Here is an 18,561-nt window from a genome sequence, read left to right on the forward strand (position 1 = left end):
CCCCCGACATGGCCACGCAACGTCAGACCGACCCGTCCGACCTCTGGCGCGCGATCGTCCAGGCCGGGGGGGTCCAGCCCTACATCGACGCCCAGCTCGCCGAGCGCGGCTTCCTCGTCGCCCGCCGCGAGACCGACGGCCTGTCGGATCGCGAGCTGGCCGACTACAAGAAGTCGCTGAAAGCCGAGGCGAAGGAGCGCGACCGCCTGCGGCGCGAGACCTGGGCCGCCTATCGCGCCGAGCACATCGTCCACCTCGGCGACGGCGTCTTCTGGAGCGACGAGCCCGGCCCCGACAAATGGGACCTCCCCAACGCCGAGGTGCAGGCCGCCGAGAACGAGCTCCCCCCGCTCGACTCGCCCCGACAGCTCGCCGAGGCGCTCGGCCTGACGATCCCCCAGCTCCGCTGGCTCGCGTTCCACCGCGACGCCGCCAGGCGGATCCACTACCGGCGCTTCACCATCCCCAAGCGCGACGGCACCGAACGGGCCATCTGGGCGCCGATGCCCCGATTGAAGCAGGCGCAACACTGGATCCTCCGCAACATCGCCGAGAGGCTGCCGGTGCACGGCGCGGCCCACGGCTTCCTCCCCGGACGGTCGATCCTCTCGAACGCCGCCGCCCATCACGACCCGAAGGTCGTGGTGCGGATCGACCTCAAGGACTTCTTCCCGACCGTCACCTGGCGTCGCGTGAAGGGGCTCTTCCGCAAGGCCGGATACCGCGAGCACGTCGCGACCTTGCTGGCCTTGATCTGCACGGAGTCGCCCCGCGAGGTCGTCGAGCAGGACGGCGAGACCTACTACGTGGCCCTCGGGCCGAGGTGCCTGCCGCAAGGGGCGCCGACGAGCCCGGCCGTCACGAACGCGCTCTGCCTCCGGCTCGACCGACGGCTCTCCGGCCTCGCTCGCCGTCAGGGCTGGCGCTACACCCGCTACGCCGACGACCTCACGTTCAGCCGAGCTTCGGGGTCGGACGCGCCCCCGGCGGTCGGACGGCTGCGCGGCTCGGTGCGCCGGATCGTCGAGGCGGAAGGCTTCGCGGTCCACGACAAGAAGACGGCCGTCGGGCGTCGAGGAGGGCGGCAGTCGATCACCGGCCTCGTCGTCAACGGCGACCGCCCCCCGCGCGTCGACCGGGAGTTCAAGCGGAACCTCCGCGCGGCGATCCACAACCTCGCCTCGGGCAAGGAGCCCAGGGACGCCGAGCCGCCCCAGGTCCTCGCCGGCCGTGCGGCGTACGTCGCCATGACCGACCCGGCGCTCGGCAAGGCGCTCCTGGACGAACTCTCGCGAGCCGTCGACCAGGCCGCGGCCGGCTCGCCTCCGAGGTCGTGAGCGACCGCGCAGGCCCCGTCGATCCCGGCCAGCCTCGCGATCTTGTGAGCGATTCCGGCGTGGGGATCGACCACGCCGACAACCATGTTTATGGTGGATGAAAGGCGAAACCGCCCCAGCCGTCGGCGACCGGCTGGTCGACTACGATGGTCTTGGGCGGAGTTCGGCGACGAGATGGGACGGATGCGGAAGGAGACGGTTGCGCACGTGGCTGGCGTGAGAGGGTTCTTTCGTGGCATCAGAGGGAGCGTCGTCGCCGCCGGCGTCTTGTTGGTCTGGGACGGAGCGTTTTTCGGAACGTTCCTCTTCTCGATGCTCATCTGTCCGATTTGGTTTCTCGTCAGCCTCGTGAAGAATGCGATCCAACGCCCCGGCTGGGGTCTCGCTCTTGTCAGGATCGGAATACCCGCGTTGACGTTGGGGCTTCTCAAGGCCAACGACGCCGTTCAACTCAGGGTGGCCGAGGTGAACGCTCAGCGAATCGTGGCGGCTTGCGAGGAGTATCACGACGACAACGGCAGGTTCCCCAAGAATCTCGACGAACTCGTACCGCAATACCTGAATTCCGTTCCAGCCGCCAAGTATTGCATGGGCCCGCCGGGCAGCTTTGCTTATTACAACTCTGGAACCCCCCTGCTCGTGTGGCAGGTGGTTCCGCCGTACTATCGGAAAATCTACAATTTTGATCGGCGGAGCTGGAGTTACCTCGATTAGGGCAAGCAGGGAGCCGGAGGGTCGGACCGCCCGGGATCAGCCCGAAATCGGGCGATGAGAATCATCTGCACTTTCCGGGAATTTGATAAATGGGCCAACCCTGGTCGTTCCTTGGTTGAAGGCTTGAGCCGACCTCTGATCGGTCGCCGCTCGAACGAGGCGAGCGTTGCGGGATGAGTCGGCGCGGAATCACCGCAGCAGGAACGACCGCGCCCGGCCCCGGATCGCCTTCCAGTCGGGGTGCTCCCGGAAGCCCTGATTCGTCCAGAACCCTTCCTCGAAGGCTTCTCCCCCGAGACTTCGTCGTTCGAGGATCGCGTCGACCTCTTCGACGACCTTCATCACGGCGAGATCGCGGGCGTCCGGGTACTTCGCGAGGATGCAGCCTCGGAAGTGGTCCAGGTCCTCGGCCTGATCGTCGGGGACGGATACGCCCCCACCGATCCGGGCGATGGTATTCTCGGGTGCATCGGCGAACGCGGCGAGGATCGAATACAGCTCGCGAAACCACCAGAGGTCGCAATCCTCGATCCGGCCCATGTCCGACCGCAGCTCCCGGCTCGAAGGTATCAGGTGGACGAGGACCGGCTCGCCCGGGACGATGGAGGTTACCACACCAAACCATCGACCTGAGCGGAGCCGGCCCCGATGACATCCTCGCATCCGACGCCCGCCCCCTGCCAGTGGTTCGTCCGTCTCTCCGGCCCGCTCGACCGACGGTCGGCGCCCCGGCTCGCCCTGCTGTTCGTCGGCGCGGTGCTGGCTCACGGCCGGCGGACCGTCACGACGTGGATTCGGGCCGCGGGGCTGAGCGGCCGCTTCCAGTCCTGCTACATCGCCGTCGCGGCGGCCGGGAGGGAGGCCAGCTCGATCGCCGGCCGCTTGCTGAACGAGGTCGTCGCGCCGCTCGCGACGGGGCGGGGTCGGCTGACGCTGGCGCTCGACGATACGCCGACGCGGCGCTACGGCCCGTATGTCCAGGCCGCCGGCGTGCATCACAACCCGACGCCCGGCCCGGCCGGATCGCCGCACGTCTACGGCCACGTCTTCGTGGTGCTGGCGCTGCTGGTCGAGCATCGGTCCTGGGGCGTGATCGGCCTGCCGCTGCTGTCGCGGCTGTACGTCCGGCGGGTGGACCTGCCGGCGATCGCCCCCAAGCATCGGCCCGCGTTCCGCACCAAACTGGAGATGGCCGTCGAGCTATTGCGATGGGCGAGGCCGTGGCTCGGCCTGATGAAGAGGCCGATCTGGGTCGTGGCCGACGGCGCCTACGCGAAGAAGGAGCTGCTGAAGCCGGCGAAGGCCCTGGGGATGACGGTCGTCAGCCGGCTCCGCAAGGACGCGGCGCTGCGGACCATCCCCGGCCCCAGGCCGTCGGGCAGGCGGGGTCGCCCTCGCGTCTACGGCGAGCGAGTCGTCGACCTGGCCAAGCGGGCCGGTCAGAAGCGGGGCTGGTCGCGAGGCTCCTTCGACCTCTACGACGGCGCCGAGGTTAAGCGTTACAAGACGTTCCTGGCGACGTGGCGGCCGGCCGGCGGCGTGATCCTGGTCGTGCTGGTCGACGAGCCGCACGGCTGGCGGGCCTACTTCTGCACCGACCCCGAAGCCACGGTCGCCGACGTCCTGACGACGATCGCGGATCGCTTCAGCCTGGAGGTAGCCTTCCGCGAGATCAAGGAAGTCGTCGGGGCGGGGAAGCAGCAGGTGCGGTTCATCCACGCGAGCGTCGGGGCTTTCCACGTCTGCCTCTGGACCTACACCCTGACGGAGGCCTGGGCGTGGAGACGGTCGGAGGCCGAGTTGGTGGACCGCTCCGACTCGCCGTGGGACTCGCAGCTGCGCCGACCGAGCCATGCCGACAAGCGCCGGGCCTGGCGCCGCGAGATCCTGGCCGGGGAGATTCTCGCGATCCTGCGGTCCGGCCCGACCGACGCGGAAATTCAAGCCGCCGCCGACAGGCTGCTGCGGCTCGCGGCCTGATGCTTATGCAATCTCAGAAAGTGCAGAATCATCCAAGGGCGTGTTATCATGGCATGAAAGAATCTTCCCGCACGACCGGAGCCGCCCCCCCTCCACGAGAGCAGGGGCCCTCCCGGAGTCGTTCGTCGCGACCGTCGCCGACGCATCCGAACTGTCGAGACACGATCTGCGAGACTCGTCATGCCGAAGACCTGGAACCCATCGTTTCGCACGCTTTGGGTCCTGGCGATCGGGCTCGGGGTGGTCGCGGCCTCCGACGCCCATTCGGCTCACGCCCAGGGCGTCGACTTCGTCCGCGACGTGAGGCCGATCTTCCAGAAGCGGTGCGACTCCTGCCACGGCGCCGCGAAGCAGAAGGGGGGCCTCCGCCTGGACGTCAAGTCCGAGGCCTTCAAGGGGGGCGACGCCTACGGCCCCGCCGTCATCCCGGGCGATGCGGAGGAGAGCCCACTCCTTCAGCTCGTGGAGTCCGAGGATGAAGGCGACCGCATGCCGTCGTCGGGCGACCCGCTCCCCCCCGACGAGATCGCGACGCTGAGGGCCTGGATCGAACAGGGGGCGGTCTGGCCCGACGGCGTCGACCTGGTGAAGCTGGAAGACCGTCTCGACCACTGGTCGTTCAAGCCGGTCCAGGCCCCGGCCGCCGTCGAGCGCGAGCCCGTCGCCGACGCCTCGGCCGGGAACGTGATCGACCGGATGATCCTCGCCCGGTTGCAGCAGGAAGGGCTTGAGCCGGCTCCCGAGGCCGACCGCGTCACCTGGCTCCGGCGCGTCTACTTCGACCTGATCGGGCTCCCGCCGACGCCCGAACAGGCCGCCGCCTTCCTCGGCGACGGCCGCCCCGACGCCTACGAGCGCGTCGTCGAGGACCTGCTCGCCTCGCCCCGTTACGGTGAGCGCTGGGCGCAGCACTGGCTGGACGTCGTCCGCTACGCCGACACGCACGGCTTCGAGGTGAACACGGAACGCCCCAACGCCTGGCCGTATCGCGATTACGTGATCGCATCGTTCAACGCCGACACGCCGTACGACCGATTCGTCCGCGAGCAACTCGTCGGCGATGCGATGGGCGCGGACGCCGCGACCGGCTTCCTGGTAACGGCCTCGGTCCTCCTGCCGGGCCAGATCGGCGCGGACGACATCTCGAAGCGGCTGGCGCGGCAGGACGCGATCGACGAGATCGTGGTGAACATCGGCCAGACCTTCCTCGGCCTGAGCATCGGTTGCGCCCGCTGCCACGACCACAAATTCGACCCGATCACCGCCCGCGACTATTACGCGATGCAGGCCTTCGTCGCCGGCGTGGAGTATGACGACCGCGAGATGCGGACTCCCGAATCCGTCGAACGGCGACGGCAGGTCGCGGGCCTCAAGTCGCAGGTCGCCGAACTCGACCGGACGCTCGGCCGGTTCGAGCCGCCGGCCCGGCCCGGACGGGTCCAGGCCAGGGAGCCGAGCCCGACGCTCAACGAGGAGACCTTCGCCACGGTCGAGGCCCGGTTCGTCCGCTTCACCATCCACGACGCGAACCTCCACCCGACGCTCGGCCTGATCGAGCCCTGTATCGACGAGTTGGAAGTCTTCACAGACGAGCCGACCCCGCGCAACGCGGCCCTGGCCGCCAACGGGGGCAAGGTCGCGGCCTCGGGGAGCCGGACCTCGGACATCCATCGGCTTGAGCATCTGAACGACGGCCGATTCGGCAACTCCTGGAGCTGGATGTCCGACGAGCCGGGCCGGGGGACGGTCACGGTCGAACTGGCCGAGCCGACCCCCATCAACCGGATCACCTGGAGCCGCGACCGCGAGGGGGTCCTCGGCGATCGGCTCGCCACCGCCTACACGATCGAAGCGGGCCCCTCGCTCGACGCCCTGAGCACCCTCGTCGACGCCGCCCCTTCGCGTCCCGCCGTGAAGCCGCAGGTCAACAACGACCGCTTCGCCCCGGTCGCGACCCGTCGGGTGCGGTTCACCGTCCTCGCCACGAATCAGCTCGAGCCCTGCATCGACGAACTCGAAGTCTTCGAAGTCTCCGGGCGTAACGCAGCGCTCGCCGGCGCGGGCGCGGGGGTCTCGGTCCGCTCGTCGGGAGACACCGTCGTCGCCGACCGCCATGAACTCCAATTCATCAATGATGGGCAATACGGCAACTCCCGTAGCTGGATGTCGAACGAAACCGGCAAGGGCTGGGTCGAGATCGACCTGGGGACCGAGCGGACGATCGAGCGCGTGAGCTGGGGACGCGATCGCCGGGGTGAATACGGGGATCGGCTCGCGATCGACTATCGGATCGAGGTGCAGGCCCCGGACGGGTCGTGGCGAACCGTGGCCGACGCCTCGGACCGCCGCCGTTTCGTCCCCGAGGCGCGCGAGACCGCCCCCACCTATTCCACGGCCTGGCTCGACGCGGACGACGCCCGCAAGGTCCGCGCGATCGAGGCCGACCGGAAGGCGCTCGAGGCTCGCATCACCGCCGCCGACCGTGCGGATCTCGCCTTCGCGGGCACCTTCCGCAAGCCCGACTCGATCCACCTGTTGAATCGCGGCGACCCCGAACAGCCGAGAGAGGAAGTCGTCCCGGCCCTCCTCTCCGCGCTGGGGGGGGCCGCACTCGACGGCGAGACCGCCGAGCAGGAACGTCGCCGCGTGCTGGCCGAATGGATCGCGTCGCCCGAGAATCCGCTGACCGCGCGGGTCATGGTCAACCGCATCTGGCAGGGGCATTTCGGCGCGGGATTGGTCGAGACGGCGAGCGACTTCGGAAGGATGGGGGCCAAGCCGTCCCACCCGGAACTGCTCGACTGGCTGGCCGCCGAGTTCGTCCGCTCCGGCTGGTTGGTCAAGCGGATGCATCGCCTGATCGTCCTGTCCGCCACCTACCGCCAGTCGTCCCGGTTCCATCCCGAGGCCGCCGCCCGAGACGCGGACGCGCGGCTGCTCTGGCGATTCCCGCCGCGACGGCTCGACGCCGAGACGATCCGCGACTCGATGCTGGCCGTCGCCGGCCGGCTCGATCCGAAGATGGGGGGGCCGGGGTTCGACCTGTTCGACAAGCGCGGCGGCCTGACCGGCTTCATCCCCGTCGAGTCGTTCCAGGGGGACGGCCTCCGCCGCATGATCTACGCCCACAAGGTCCGGCGGGAGCGCGACGCCGTCTTCGGCGCGTTCGACTGTCCGGACGCCGGCCAGAGCACCGCCCGCCGCCGCGAGTCGACCACCCCCATCCAGGCCCTCAACCTCTTCAACAGCCGCTTCACGCTCGACCAGGCCGAAGCCTTCGCCGCCCGCGTGGCGCGGGACCAGAACGGCGACGGCGGCGTGGACGGGCAGGTGCGACGGGCCTATCAACTGGCGCTGAGTCGCGACCCGGAGGAGGCGGAAGCCGCCGACGCCCGGGACGTCGTCGTCCGCTTCGGCGCGGCCGCGCTCTGTCGCGTGCTGCTGAACTGCAACGAATTCCTCTTCACGCCCTGAGGTGCCCCCGATGACTCGCCAATCCGAGGGCCTCTCCACGATCGGCCGGGGCTGGTTGGATCGCCGCCGGTTCCTCTCCAGCGCGGCGACGGGCCTGGGCTCGATCGCGCTGGCGAGCCTCCTGGGCCGCGATGGTTTGCTCGCCGCGGAGCCCCCCGCGATCGACCCGGGCCGCCCCTTCGCCCCAAGGCCGCCGCACTTCCCGGCGAAGGCGAAGAACGTGCTGGTCATCTTCTGCGCCGGGGCCGTCAGCCAGCTTGAGACGTGGGACTACAAGCCCGAGCTGATCAAGTACGACGGCCAGCCCTTGCCGGGCGGCCCGGCCGTCACCTTCCAGGGGCCCGCCGGGAATCTCGCCCGCCCGCAGTACGAATTCCGGCCTCGGGGCCAGACCGGCAAGATGGTCTCGGACATGCTCCCGCACCTGGCGGAACTCACCGACGACATCGCCTTCATCCATTCGCTCACCAGCAAGAGCAACACCCACGGCCCCGCCGAGAACTTCCTGTCGACCGGCTTCGTCCTCGACGGCTTCCCGAGCCTCGGCTCCTGGGCCAGCTACGCGCTCGGCAGCGAGAACCAGAACCTCCCCGCCTACGTCGCGATCCCTGACCCGCGCGGGGTGCCGCAGAACGGCTCGAACAACTGGGGCCCCGGCTTCCTCCCCGCGGCCTTCCAGGGCACGCCGCTGAGTGCCAAGGACCCGGTCCGCCACCTGTCCCCGCCCGGCGTCGGGCCCGATTCCGACCTCGCCGCGCGCGACCTCTTGCAGCGGATGAACCGCCGCCACCTGGAAGCCCATCCGGGCGACGGCAAGCTCGCCGCCCGCATCGCCAGCTACGAGCTGGCCGCGCGGATGCAGCTCAGCATCCCCCAGATCGGCGACCTCTCCACCGAGCCCGAGCACATCCTCCGCCTCTATGGGGCCGACGACACGACCAACCCCATCAAGGCCGCGTTCGCCCGCAACTGCATCATGGCCCGACGACTGATCGAGAGCGGCGTCCGCTTCGTGCAGCTCTTCAACGGCGCCTACGCCAGCGGCGGCGAGCTGAACTGGGACGGCCACAGCAAGCTCAGGGAACAGTACGACCGGCACGCCGCCATCCTCGACCAGCCCGCCGCCGGCCTCATCCGCGACCTCAGACAGCGCGGCCTGCTGGAAGAGACACTGGTGGTCTGGTGCACCGAATTCGGCCGCATGCCGATGTTCCAGAAGGGCGCGCAGGGCCGCGACCACAACCCCGACGGCTTCACCTGCTGGCTCACCGGCGCCGGCGTCAAACCGGGCATCAGCCACGGCGTCACCGACGACCTCGGCCAGCGCGCGATCCAGAACATCCACCCCCTCTACGACTTCAACGCCACGATCCTCCACCTCCTCGGCCTCGACCACGAATCCCTGACCTTCGAACACAACGGCGTCCGCCGCCGCCTCACCAACGTGGAAGGCGACGTCATCACCGAGATCCTGGCCTGACCGACTAATCGTGGGAATCAGGACGACAAGCGTGCGAGGCGAGATGGAGATCGCGACGCAAGTCGCGATGAGGCAGGAAATGGGCGATGAGGGATTCGAACCCCCGACCTCCTACGTGTAAGACACCGCAGGCCGTCGACCTTCCACCCAGTCAGTGCGTCGGCAACTCCCGATTTCACAAGGAATTGTACCTCGCCGAGCCCGCACGTCAACCCGGCCCAAACTCGCCCGGATTGGTCCAATTTCGCCGATTTTCGACGGTAATCCGGTAGTCTACCGGGATCTGGAACCATCCCTTTGGCCTCGACGATCCAACCCCGGGACTCAAAGCCTGAGCCACATGACGCCCCCAGACCTAGCGAATGTCGATCTCACGTAGGCACACGGGGTATGCTCAATTGAGGACAGGCTGTATGGTTGTTTGAATCCAATCGGTCGATCGGCCGGTTCCTGGCAGACAAACATCATCCAGAGTGGAGCGGGCTATGATTCGACGATTCCGAAGGAAGCTGCGGGAACGTCTCGGCCTAAACCAATCCTTACCTTCCATAAATGAAGATTATTTCAAATTCGGCAGCTTGATCGGCGAAAGCGACATTGAAAACATTGATATGCCACTAAACTCATACATTAATATACCCGACAATCCATCTCCATTGCTAGCAGCGCTCGACTCTCGGGGCGACGAGATCGTCCAAGCCATGATTTCCAGCTCACGAAAGATGCTCTCGAACCGAGCAGCGATTCGACGCAGGTACAGCAAGCACATCCAATCGATCTGGGGGAACTCGATAACCAGTCTAAAGATGCTCATCGCCGCATCACTTGAAACAGGCGAGCTGTTCAACAACCAGTACCAGCATCAAGCGAACGAAGACGGGGACTTACTTTTCATCGCGGTGATCCGGCTGCATGCTCGATGTTGCCTCCTCGCTCAGGAAGTGTCATGGCTTCTAGAGGGGGGGTTCCCGTCAGCAGCGATGTCTCGCTGGCGGACGCTTCACGAGGCTGCCGTGGTCTCGCTTTTCATTTCGGGCCGCGGACAAGACGTTGCGGAGCGTTACCTCCTGCACGACCATAAAGACGCTTACGACTATGCGAAGATCTTCCAGGAGCAAGCGGCTGCCCTCGGTCCGGACTACGAGCCATTATCGGCCGAAGAGATGGAGCGTCACGAAGACAGAAAACGTGATCTGTGCTCGCGATTCGGAGATTCGTACTGGAAGCAATGGGGCTGGGCGGCGAACGCCCTAAACATAAAGAATCCCCACTTCACAGCCATCGAGGCGGCGGTAGGACTGGAGTACCTTCGCCCGTTCTTTAAGATGGCCTGCCACAGCAACCACGCTGGGAGCCGGGGGATCTGGTTTGATATAGGCCTTCCTGCTCCAGACATGCCGATCATGCTGGCCGGTCCCTCCGACGCCGGGTTCTACGACCCCGGAGTAAGCACCGCCATCTCGATCACGCATGCCTCAAGGGCGATGTTGGGACTTCGAGCGAGCGAAACCGCTGTTGTGTCGAGACTGGTCATCGAGAAGTTGACGGGGCTTTGCGAAGCCGCATTCAGTGAAGCCGAAGCCTTGTATCAAGAGGAGTTCGAGAGACGTGGAGAGGAGAAGAAAGCTCCGCCTGCCTGATGGCCGTTCAGACAGCTAGCCGTCCGACGAGCATGCTAACGGCCGGGCCCGTCATCGTCGACGAGCCCGGCCGTTCGACGCTCCGTCGCGTCGGCTCCCCGTCACAGCAGCGTGGCGAGGTCGATCTCCTCCAGCTCGCGGCGAGTCTCCGGCGGCAGGGCCCGCAGCATGTCGTTCACGGTCGTGCGGCCGAGGCCGAGGACGCCGCCGATCGCCCGGCAGGGGGCGCCGGCGGCGGCGAGGCGGACCATCAGCGTCAGCCGGGTCGCCGCCACCCGTTCGGCCGGCCACCGGCCCCTCTCGCGATCGTAGGCCGCGCGGCTCGCGTCGGTGCCGTGGATTCCGAGGTAAATGTCGCGGCCGTCGATCGTGACGACGGCCTGGCCGCTCGGTTTGTGGAGGCGATAGGACGGGGTGCGGGAGGAATTGCGAGGCATGGCGATGCTCCAAAACCGGTAGACTACCGACTTCGGCCGCACCACCTCCGCCCGGAGGGTGAGCCCTAACTTAGGGCTACGGCTTGGGTTGAGGAATGGGCGATGAGGGATTCGAACCCCCGACCTCCTACGTGTAAGAAAACCACCCTAGCCGATTCTCCTGTGTTTTCAGGGGTATTCGGGGTACAATCGGGCCCGCGAGCGGGCGGTTTTGTACCCCAACCTTCGACCCAGGAGACTCGGCCATGGCTCTAAAATGCTTGATGAGCTGGCAGCCTGACAAGGCTAGATGGCGGAAGATGGTGAAAGGGAGGTGGTACTTCGTCACCCCCGAGACCCTGGGAGCCCCCCCGACGAAGGAGGCCTCCGCCGCCAAGGCCAACGCCTGGATGCGGGCGAAGCTGGCGGAGTTGGCCGCGGCCGAGGAAGTCGCGCATCCGCACGCCCCTCGGCTGTCGGAGCTGGCCCGTCGGGTCGACTGGGCTCGTCGGAACGGGGAGGACGCGGCTGCGGCGAACATCGAGGCGGAGATCGGGTTGATCCGTTCGGGGGAGTCTCCGGCCGACGACGCTTGGATCCTCGAGGAGGCTTTCCGGGCGCAGTTCGGCCAGGTTCCTCCTTCGATCGATCAGCTCCGGATGCTGTACGCGACCGAGAGCGTCTGGCGGGATCGTCTCGCCCGGGTCGACGCGGTCCCGCCCGATCGGACGATCGCGGCCCGGGTCGCGAGGTTCCTCGAGCTTGAGCGGGCCCGCCTCGACGCTGGGGACATCTCGGGTGCCTCGTTCGACGGGGCTCGGCGATGCCTGGGGATGTTCAGAGACTGGTGCGGCCCCGAGCTGGACGTCTCGTCGATCGACGCTGATCGGTTCGAAGGGTGGTGGCTGCATCTGGTCGGGACCCGGCTCTCGACTGAGTACAAGAAGAAGCTCCTCCGCCACGCGAGGACCTTCATCGAGTGGCTCGCGTCGAAACGGCTGGTTCCCCTGCCCCCCAACCTGTCGTCCCGTCGCTATCGGTTCGGCGGTTCGCCCGCGGCGGTCCCGACGCTTCCGCCGGAGACCGTCCGTAAGCTGATCGAGGGGGCCCCGGGCCAGCTCCGCCTTCACCTGCTGTTGATGGCGAATTGCGGGATGGGCCAGAAAGACATCTCGGACATCCGCCCGGAGGAGATTGACTGGAGGAGGGGGAGGATCACCCGGAAGCGGTCCAAGACTAGTGATCGAGAGACCGTCCCGACAGTCGAGTATCCCCTTTGGCCCGAGACTTGGGAGCTGTTGGAGGGGGCGGGACATCGGACGGGCGATCACGCCCTGAAGACGGAGTCCGGTCGGGCCTGGGTGCGGGAGTGGACGACCGAGGACGGAGTCCGCCACAAGTGCGACGCGGTGAAGTCGAATTACGCCCACCTGGCCCGCCGCCTGAAGATCCAGACCCCGATGAAGCTGATCCGCAAGACTTCGTCCTCCCTCCTGGACACTCACGAGACCCACTCGAGGTACGCCCTGCTCTTCCTGGGCCATTCTCCGCGGTCGATCGCCGATCGGCATTACATCAAGCCGTCTCAAGACCGCTTTGATGCGGCCGTGCGCTGGCTCCGCGAAGCCTACGGATTCGGGTCGTAGGCGGGAGCCAGCGAAGATGTTCGATACGGAGGGCCCGGTCTCCCTACTAGGGAATTCGGGCCCTTTTTTGGGCACCGAGACACGTTCTGAGTCGGTGCGGGTAGGAAGCGTGCGGCGTAAGGTATATAAGGGTATTACCCTTGAATACTATATGTACAAGCACAAGAATCTATGGCTTTGAATTCCGGACACGGCGGTCCGGGCGGGAAGCGAGGCCCCGCCTTACAGCCCCTTGCCGGCCGGGCGAAGCCCCGGCCAACTCAAAGACCTGTACAAGCACTAGAAGCACACGCGAGCCCAAGACGCCAATACCGAGACAGACACGCACACGCACTACCACTACGAACGGTTGGAGGGGGGGCCCGGAGAGAGGGACAGGGATCTTAGTTAGGAGCCTTCGGCTCTATGAAAGATCAGGATCTCTGGCCTCGGCACCCGGGCCCGTCGGTCGCCGAAGCGGAATCGCGAATCGGAAGAACGGAAGCGGAATCGAAGTCCCTCGGACGGGGGTCCTCGGGCCTGGGGTTGGGTTCGGGGGGATCAGCTTTCTAGGTTGGGGGGACTTCCAATGCCCAGGGCGGTGCGCGGAGAGAGGTATCGGACCTTGCAGGTCCCCTTGGAGGAGACCGACTGGCGCCGGCTCCGGGCTGCGGCGAGCCTTCGTGGGATGGAACTCGGCCCCCTGGTGCAGATCATTCTGAAGAGGCTGGGGACGGGGCGACTGGATCTTCCCGGGGTCCCTGAGCCGATCTCCCTTCACCCGGGCGAGCCGGAGGCTCTCGGGTCGGAAGGGGGGGCTTCCTGATGGCCCTCTCCTCCCCGGTCGACCTGGCGGAGATCGGCGGCGACCTTGAGCTGGCACGGATGACGGCTCGGCACGTCCGGGCGGCTCTAGCTGCGGGGATTGACTGCTTCTACGCATATCCGGGCGGGCTTGTGGTCGAAACCCCTGGAAGTCCTCCCCTGAGGGCGGCGGCTCAGAGGACCTGGATACTCTGGATCGCCCAACTTCGGCGAAGCCTCGGCGCGGCGACGAAGAGGCGGAGCCTCGCGGCCGGTGCCACGGACCTCGATAAGCAACTCGCCTGGCGCGGGGTGATGGTCCGAAATGGTCATCCAGTGGCCTGGACCGACTGGACTCCCGGCGAAGCCGCTCGGGTCCACGACGCGGGGATCGTCCCGACCCTGAAGATGATCGAGGCTGCGGAGGACTTATCTGGTGTTTTCGGCGAAGTAAGGTGAAGAATGAATCGAGTCGCGGAGCGAGCGATGCAGAGTTTTCGGCCAGCTGGCGTTTGAAGCCACCCTTTGGATGAAGAGATTCGCGGAGCGAGCGGCGGAGAGTTCGGAGCCGGCTAGAGCCTGTTATTGACTTATCGCCCGTCGTTTGCTCACGTTAGGTCATGAGCACGACACGAAAGGGTTACCCCAGCGACGTGAGCGACGCCGAGTGGGAGTTCCTGCTGCCGTACCTGACGCTGATGCGGGAGGACGCCCCGCAACGAGAGCACCCGCTTCGCGAGCTGTTCGACGCCCTGCGTTACGTGGTCGAGACGGGCCGCCCCTGGCGGTTCCTGCCGCACGACCTCCCGCCCTGGGAGGCCGTCTACCAGCAGGCCCGGCGTTGGCTCCAGGCCGGCGTCTTCGAGCAGGCCGGCCACGACCTCAGGGCCGTCGTGCGATTCCTCGCCGACCGCGGTCCGGAGCCCTCGGCCGCGATCCTCGACTCGCGGACGCTGCAATCGACGCCCGAGAGCGGCGGCCGGGCCGGCTTCGACGGGGCCGAGAAGAAGAAGGGCTCGAAAGTCCACGCGGCCGTCGACACGCTGGGGAACCTGCTGGCGTTGAAGGCGACGCCGGCCGACGAGCAGGACCGGGCCCAGGTCGCCGACCTCGTCAAGGCGGTCCGCGAGGCCACCGACGAGACGGTGGAGGTCGCCTTCGTCGACCAGGGTTACACGGGGGCGGACGCCGCCAGGGCCGCCGAGTCGGAAGGCGTCCGCCTGGAGGTGGTCAAGCATACCGAGGCCGAACGCGGCTTCGTCCTGCTGCCGCGACGCTGGGTCGTGGAGCGAAGCTTCGGTTGGCTCGGTCGCTTCCGCCGCCTGGCCCGGGACTACGAACGCTTGAACGAAACGTTGACGGGTTGGCATTGGGTCGCCTTCGTCGGCCTCCTGCTGGCCAGGGTAGCTGGCAACAGTTCATAACAGGCTCTAGAGTTTCCAGCCACGCCGAGTTTCCTGCCGCCGAGTCGTTGGCCTTCGGCCGCGCATGGCCCGGGCGAGTCGCTCCTTCGGAACGGCCACTGTCTTGACTTCCACGACATGGCGATGGGCACGGGGACCCCCGGTAGGACCCGAGACCACGTGAACCCAGCCTGAGCCGATCAGACGGTCGGGGGTTCACCGATTCTCCGCCCATCCACCTTGGCTTCGGCGATCGGCGGGGCCACGTCACCATCTTCTCGGGTAGTCCTCCACCCATTTCGGTAAGTCCGGGAACGCCTTGCGGACCTGGACGCCCGAGCTCAAGGAACTCCGCCTCCGCTTCTGGGGGATGGGGACGGGGGGGGTCGGCAGGGTCCGGAGCACGCCGAGCACGTCCCGGACGTGGGCGAGGGTGTTGGACTTCGACAGGCCGCAGAGTTGGGCGAGGAGCTCGTAAGTCGGGTGGATCCTGATCCAGACCAAGGTCACCAAGAGTCGGTCGCGATCGTCGAGCTTCGACTTGGGGCCTGCGCCCGGCTTCCGCTTCCGGAGCCTGAGCGGCTTCACGGGCTCGGCCTGATCGATGAAGACGCCGAATCGATGCCGGAGCGACCATTCGATCCAGCTCGGGGGCTCTCCGTAGCGCCCCACGATCTCCCAATAGCGGGCGTCAAGGTGGGCTCGTTCCGGGTCGAGTTCGCCGAGATAGCGTCGTACGTCCAGGGGCATGAACCGACACAGCTTGGCCACATGCTCTTCGACTTGGCGCTTCTGCTCGGTCGTGGCGCGCTTCGTCCGAAGCGCGGCTAGAGGACGCAGCTTCTCCTGGGCCTCGACGAATTCCCGGAACAGCGCGTCGAAATCGGCGACGGCCAAACCAGAGAACGGCTCGAACTCCCCGGGTTTCTGACGAAGGGTGTTGTATAGCAACATCTTATGGCCTCAGCGTGGCCCTCCTTATTGCAGACCTTGGCGCAACAGGCGACGCCGGCGCAATTGCAGACTTTCGTCATGGGCCGTTTATGCGGAACTTTACCGCGGTAAAGCGGCCAGCCCCGGGCGGGGCCCCTGTCGGGGCCCGTCGCGACGCGGGGCGGACCGGAGGTGGTGCGATGTCCAGAATGACTCGAAACGGAGACGATTCAAGGGCCAACAGGCAGAAGCCCGAGGCGAAGGCGGACGCCGGGAACATGCAGGATGCCGCGGTCGCGAAGCTCCTCAAGTTGGCCGAGGGCATGGGGTTCCGGGTGGTCGGAGACGCTCAGGTGCGGGTCACGCAGGGGAGCGGCGCGAACAAGAAGAGCTGGGCGCTGGGCGACATCGGTTTCGCGAAGTACATGACGGCCCTGTACTACGACGAGGAGGGGGCGCAGCGCCTCCCGCCGAAAGGCTCGGTGGAGGCGGCGTTGAAAATCCTCGAGGGCCGAGCGTGGAAGGCGCGCTTCCAAACGGTCGTCCGGCTCAGCCCCCAGCTTACGGAGCTCAAGCCGGTGGTCGTGGCCCTGGCCCGAGCGATGGGCGAGCTGTCGGGGCCGCCGATCTCCTTCAAGGGTCCCCTGACAACCGTCGCCAAGAAGGAGTTCCCGGGCGTGCTGGTCCCTTTGACCGAGGACGCGATCGGCCGGGCGTTCGGCGGCCTCGTCGATGCGCTCCGGACCGAGGGCGTCGAGCTCCGTCGCTGGAGACGCGAGGGGGGGACGCGTCGCGGGTGGACCCTCAAGGACCTCCGCGACGACGCCTCGGAGGTGTCCTGGGACACTTCGGGGGACACTTCCGAGGACGCTTCGAAGGACGCTCGCGGCGGCCCGCACGGGGGGACGAAACCGGGCGACGACCAGGCCGCTCGCCTCGCGAGGATCACCGCGCGACTGCACCAGTCTCTCGAGAAGGGGGGCGAATCATGAGCACGACGAATCGAGTGGCGCTTCCCACGCCGCAGGAGATCCAGCGTTATACACCACGACGTTGGGCCGACTGGATGGGCAACACTCGGGCGAAACTCTTCCTCCAGGCCCTGGTGCGGGCGGGGGGGCGTGGCACGAACCTGCTGCTATATGGCCCACCGGGCTCGGGCAAGACGACCGGGATGCTCATGGCGCTCCGGGCGCTCCGGTGCCAGCGGCTGGATCCTTCGACGCTCGACCCCTGCGGCGCATGCGAGCCGTGCAAGATCCGATGGACGCGCCGTTGGGGTTACGGACTTTCGCCCCACATCGACGTCTTCGAGTGCCGAACCACGACCGTAGAGGAGTTCCGCCATGACCTCGGATGGGTCCAGGACAACGTGATCTTCCCCCCCGCCGAGCACACCAAGCTGGTTTTTCTCGATGAGGCCCAAGAGCTTCAGACGGGGGGCCGGAAAGACGTGCTCCTGCCGCTCCTGGTCGGGGAGGTCCCTCCGGGCGTCGTGCCTCCGGTCTGGCTCGCGGCCGCGACGGACGACGTCCACCGCCTGGGGCCCGCCTTCCTCCGGAGGTTCACCCTGGCGAGCACCGAGCCGCCCGCGCAGGAGGAATTCGAGGATTGGGTGGTGGACCGCGCCGCCGAGTTCGGGATCTGCATTGAGGGCCCCGGGGTCGTGACCCTGCTGATCGACCGCTGCCTCGCGGCGCAGATGACCTCGTCGGCGCTCGACGTCCTCGCGCAGGTCGTCCTGCTCGACCCCGACCGGAGGGAGCTCACCCGCGGCGTGGTCGAGTCGGCCGTCATCGGGGGCTCCGCCCCGCCCTGAAGGCCGGGCGGGGGGCTGCCCTCGGCCCCGGGGGGGAGGAGGGGCACCTCGGCGTCCATCTCCCCCGGAACTCCACCGATCGCGCAGGTCGACGTGAGCGACATCGTCGGACCCGACGAGGAACCGATCTATCGGGTGGGCCCGCTGCTCAGCGACGGCGAGACCAATCACAAGCAGGCCTTGGGCCTCTCGCTCTACCCGGAGTACCTGCCGGTGAACCTGTCTCTGGCGCCGGATCGGAGCTCGGGTTACCGGGTCTGCCGCTTCGCGACCGAGGGATGCGGGGGCGGCAAGTGCACGTACTCGGCGGGGAACGGCAACCAAGCCGCGACCCGCCTGCCGCGGATCGCGAAGACTCGCCTCTTCTTCCGGGATCGCGAGCTGTTCCGGTGGAAGCTCTTCTACGAGCTTGAAGCCTTCCGCGAGCGGGCACGGAGAGAGGGGCGTACGCTGGTGGTCCGCCTCAACACTTACAGCGACCTCGCGTGGGAGACCCTGGAGCCGGACCTCTTCACCGAGTTCCACGACGCGCGATTCCTCGATTATACGAAGGAGTACGAACGCATGACGAGCGAACTGCCGCCGAACTACAGCCTGCTGTTCTCGCGCAGCGAGGAGAACGACGCGCAGGCCCGGGAGCTGCTCTCCCGGGGCCACAACGTCTCGGTCGTCTTCGAGGTCGCGCCCGGCGTGGACCTGCCGACGCGCTGGCCCGACCCGGAAGGGGGATTCGAGGTCATCGACGGGGACCACCACGACTACCGGTTCCTCGACCCCATGCCGAGGGTGGTGGGCCTCCGTCGCAAGGGCTGGCGGCTCGGAGGCGACACGACCGGCTTCGTGGTGCACCCGGAGTCCGCGCACCTCGGGTAGTCGTCGACCCGGAACCCGAGGACTCCACGTCCTCGGGTTCCGGGTCGGATGGTGACATGCTAC

Annotated in this window: 15 protein-coding genes; 12 read left to right on the forward strand and 3 right to left on the reverse strand. The window is 67.2% G+C overall.

Translation table 11 applies throughout. The annotated features are described in order from the left end of the window. Nucleotides 1–8 precede the first annotated feature (8 nt). Both VT85_RS23420 and VT85_RS23425 read left to right on the forward strand, forming a co-directional pair. A complete protein-coding gene (locus VT85_RS23420; RefSeq protein ID WP_068420407.1) occupies nucleotides 9–1,337 on the forward strand; it encodes a reverse transcriptase family protein in 1,329 nt (442 codons plus the stop codon). Nucleotides 1,338–1,520: 183 nt separating this feature from the next. After that, nucleotides 1,521–2,051, forward strand: a complete 531-nt coding sequence (locus VT85_RS23425) for a hypothetical protein (protein ID WP_068420408.1) — start codon at nucleotides 1,521–1,523, stop codon at nucleotides 2,049–2,051. A 189-nt stretch (nucleotides 2,052–2,240) separates the two neighbouring features. Here VT85_RS23425 and VT85_RS23430 read toward each other — a convergent pair whose 3' ends face one another. Beyond that, on the reverse strand, nucleotides 2,241–2,666 hold the full coding sequence (locus tag VT85_RS23430) for a hypothetical protein (RefSeq protein ID WP_068420409.1): 426 nt from the start codon (nucleotides 2,664–2,666) through the stop codon (nucleotides 2,241–2,243). 33 nt (nucleotides 2,667–2,699) lie between these two features. On the opposite strand from VT85_RS23430, the gene VT85_RS23435 reads away from it, so the two are divergent. The 4 genes from VT85_RS23435 to VT85_RS23455 all read left to right on the forward strand — a co-directional run bounded on the left by VT85_RS23435 (nucleotide 2,700) and on the right by VT85_RS23455 (nucleotide 10,625). Further along, a complete protein-coding gene (locus tag VT85_RS23435) occupies nucleotides 2,700–4,031 on the forward strand; it encodes a transposase (protein ID WP_068420411.1) in 1,332 nt (443 codons plus the stop codon). Between the two features lie 180 nt (nucleotides 4,032–4,211). Beyond that, nucleotides 4,212–7,505, forward strand: coding sequence for a DUF1553 domain-containing protein (locus VT85_RS23440; RefSeq protein ID WP_068420413.1), 3,294 nt, complete (start codon nucleotides 4,212–4,214; stop codon nucleotides 7,503–7,505). A 10-nt stretch (nucleotides 7,506–7,515) separates the two neighbouring features. Next, on the forward strand, nucleotides 7,516–8,985 hold the full coding sequence (locus VT85_RS23445; protein WP_068420415.1) for a DUF1501 domain-containing protein: 1,470 nt from the start codon (nucleotides 7,516–7,518) through the stop codon (nucleotides 8,983–8,985). A 485-nt stretch (nucleotides 8,986–9,470) separates the two neighbouring features. Beyond that, the gene (locus VT85_RS23455) at nucleotides 9,471–10,625 is read left to right on the forward strand and encodes a DUF5677 domain-containing protein (RefSeq protein ID WP_156513049.1); all 1,155 of its coding nucleotides are present in this window, start codon (nucleotides 9,471–9,473) and stop codon (nucleotides 10,623–10,625) included. A gap of 101 nt (nucleotides 10,626–10,726) precedes the next feature. On the opposite strand, the gene VT85_RS28785 is transcribed toward VT85_RS23455, so the two are convergent. Then, the gene (locus VT85_RS28785; protein WP_068420423.1) at nucleotides 10,727–11,062 is read right to left on the reverse strand and encodes a hypothetical protein; all 336 of its coding nucleotides are present in this window, start codon (nucleotides 11,060–11,062) and stop codon (nucleotides 10,727–10,729) included. Nucleotides 11,063–11,325: 263 nt separating this feature from the next. On the opposite strand from VT85_RS28785, the gene VT85_RS23465 reads away from it, so the two are divergent. From VT85_RS23465 to VT85_RS23480, 3 genes are all read left to right on the forward strand, one after another. Next, nucleotides 11,326–12,687 carry a hypothetical protein gene (locus VT85_RS23465; protein WP_156513050.1) on the forward strand — a complete coding sequence of 454 codons (1,362 nt, stop codon included), beginning with the start codon at nucleotides 11,326–11,328 and terminating at the stop codon, nucleotides 12,685–12,687. Nucleotides 12,688–13,491: 804 nt separating this feature from the next. Next, a complete protein-coding gene (locus VT85_RS23475) occupies nucleotides 13,492–13,929 on the forward strand; it encodes a hypothetical protein (protein ID WP_068420432.1) in 438 nt (145 codons plus the stop codon). Nucleotides 13,930–14,090: 161 nt separating this feature from the next. Continuing rightward, the gene (locus VT85_RS23480; RefSeq protein ID WP_068420434.1) at nucleotides 14,091–14,894 is read left to right on the forward strand and encodes an IS5 family transposase; all 804 of its coding nucleotides are present in this window, start codon (nucleotides 14,091–14,093) and stop codon (nucleotides 14,892–14,894) included. Nucleotides 14,895–15,140: 246 nt separating this feature from the next. Here the strand turns inward: VT85_RS23480 and VT85_RS23485 are convergent, their stop codons facing one another. Then, nucleotides 15,141–15,827, reverse strand: a complete 687-nt coding sequence (locus VT85_RS23485; protein ID WP_068420436.1) for a DDE transposase family protein — start codon at nucleotides 15,825–15,827, stop codon at nucleotides 15,141–15,143. A gap of 257 nt (nucleotides 15,828–16,084) precedes the next feature. On the opposite strand from VT85_RS23485, the gene VT85_RS23490 reads away from it, so the two are divergent. The 3 genes from VT85_RS23490 (at nucleotide 16,085) to VT85_RS23500 (ending at nucleotide 18,498) form a co-directional block, all read left to right on the forward strand. Then, entirely contained in the window at nucleotides 16,085–16,798 is a 714-nt protein-coding gene (locus VT85_RS23490) for a hypothetical protein (RefSeq protein ID WP_156513051.1), read from the forward strand. Beyond that, nucleotides 16,795–17,625, forward strand: coding sequence for a hypothetical protein (locus tag VT85_RS23495; RefSeq protein WP_156513052.1), 831 nt, complete (start codon nucleotides 16,795–16,797; stop codon nucleotides 17,623–17,625). Before VT85_RS23490 ends, VT85_RS23495 begins: the two co-directional genes overlap by 4 nt. Before the next feature lie 93 nt (nucleotides 17,626–17,718). Next, nucleotides 17,719–18,498 (forward strand): hypothetical protein, encoded by a 780-nt coding sequence (locus tag VT85_RS23500; RefSeq protein ID WP_068420443.1) that lies wholly within the window; start codon nucleotides 17,719–17,721, stop codon nucleotides 18,496–18,498. Nucleotides 18,499–18,561: the final 63 nt, after the last annotated feature.

It is taken from the genome of Planctomyces sp. SH-PL62 (genome assembly GCF_001610895.1).
Classification (GTDB): Bacteria; Planctomycetota; Planctomycetia; order Isosphaerales; family Isosphaeraceae; genus Paludisphaera.